1 protein-coding gene is annotated in these 1,738 nt (G+C 44.1%); it reads right to left on the reverse strand.

Annotated elements, in window-relative coordinates:
• Window positions 1-175: 175 nt before the first annotated feature.
• Window positions 176-1,588 carry an AAA family ATPase gene (locus tag P5683_RS22885; RefSeq protein ID WP_235720180.1) on the reverse strand — a complete coding sequence of 471 codons (1,413 nt, stop codon included), beginning with the start codon at window positions 1,586-1,588 and terminating at the stop codon, window positions 176-178.
• Window positions 1,589-1,738 lie beyond the last annotated feature (150 nt).

Consider the following 1,738-nt stretch of genomic DNA (forward strand, 5'->3'; position numbering starts at 1 on the left):
AACCTACGGTTGATGTTGGGTTGCACCTAACCTACGGTTGATGTTGGGTTGCACCTAACCTACGGTTGATGTTGGGTTGCACCCAACCTACGGTTGATGTTGGGTTGCACCCAACCTACGGTTGATGTGAGGATTTTTCTTTTTCCATGCTGTCAAATTAGGTGGCTCGGAGCCTTTATGAATCTTTCGCATGACGTGATTTTTGTTTATTGATCAGGAGTTTGGCTTTCATCAATTCTAAATGATTGGCGTGCAATTTCTCAGTTAATTGTGAAAGCAATTGTTCAGCCTCGGTTAGGTTGGCGTTTTGTATGGCATCTAGCAGATTGTTCAGTTCAGTATCAATGGTCTCATTACGGATACTGGTATCCATGACATCTAGTAAAACCGTATTAGCATCTTGCCCATACTGGGAAGGCAATTGTTGCAATTCACCATTGTTTAAGGTGTAAACCAAGATATTTTGACAGTCGCTGATGATAAGAGGTGAATGGGTTGTTAGCACAAATTGACAGTTAGGAAAAGTGTCGATGAGGCGATCGCAAAAACTACGCTGCCACGAGGGATGTAAATGCAAATCGACTTCATCAATCAAAACGATACCATCACCTTTTAAAGGATTTTCTAGGGCGGGGTTCAGCATAGCTAGACGGCGAGCAATATCACCAACTAGAGCCATCAGAGATTTTTCGCCTTGTGAAAGTTGGGCGACATTTAGGGTTTCACCGTTTTTGTCGATCGCCATATAGAGACGAGGTTTGCGACGGACTCTCAGGTTGTCCATATCCGGCATAAATCGGCTAATGGCGGTGCGAACTGCCGTTAATTGCCTATCTTTAGCGGAGGCATTTAGTTGCTGCAATTGCTCCCATACCGTTGAATCGGTTTGTAAGAGAGGTATGATTTCGTTCCAAAAGTCTTGAGGAATTGCTGATTCATTCTCAGTATCTTCTCTTTCTCTAAACCATTCAAAAAAACGGCGAAAGTCTACACCCTGATTTAAGGCGTTATCGTAGCCATCTAATTGCTTAAAGCTGTGCTTAGTCCTAATTTTTAGGGGCATATCCAGCACGACGCGCTCCACCGGATAAAAGGCAATTAGAGGTAGGCTTGTTTGGTCATTATCGCTGAGATCATCACGATAAATATTAGCCAAACGAGTGCAGTCGTTTAGGTTACTATTATAGGGGGATTTTCGCCCTTTTTGGGCTTTGGCTAAAGTCCATTTAAACTGATGATTAATATTGCTGATGTCGGCATTTTCTGAGGGATGATTATTATCATAAACCTCGATTTCAATGCTGGCAAAATTAGCGGAATTAAGTATAGAATTTTCTGGGATAGGGTTGCCACTGCCTTTTTCCGTGCGTAAACGAGCAGTGAACCAGCTAAGAGAGGTGGCTAAAGCGGTGAGAATGGAGGATTTACCCGCGCCATTTTTGCCCACGAATACGGTGATATTGCTGGGGTTTTGCTGGGTGGGTGCTAAGGAAATTTCCAGATTTTTAAATAGCCCAAAATTTGTGAGGATGACCCGTTGGATTTCCATCGCGATCGCCTTCAAACTCACCCCTATTATTATCTCCACATTGTCGCACAAAGTCAAGTCTTTGCTGTTTGTTAATCATACTGTTTCCCATGAACCAGGCAACAGTAGGGGCGCGGGGGTACAAGCGACGGCCCACGGCGACTACGGGGGAATCTCGCCTACATACTACGGTTGATGTTGGGTTGCACC

The organism is Limnospira sp. PMC 1279.21 (assembly GCF_032349615.1).
GTDB lineage: Bacteria > Cyanobacteriota > Cyanobacteriia > Cyanobacteriales > Microcoleaceae > Limnospira > Limnospira fusiformis.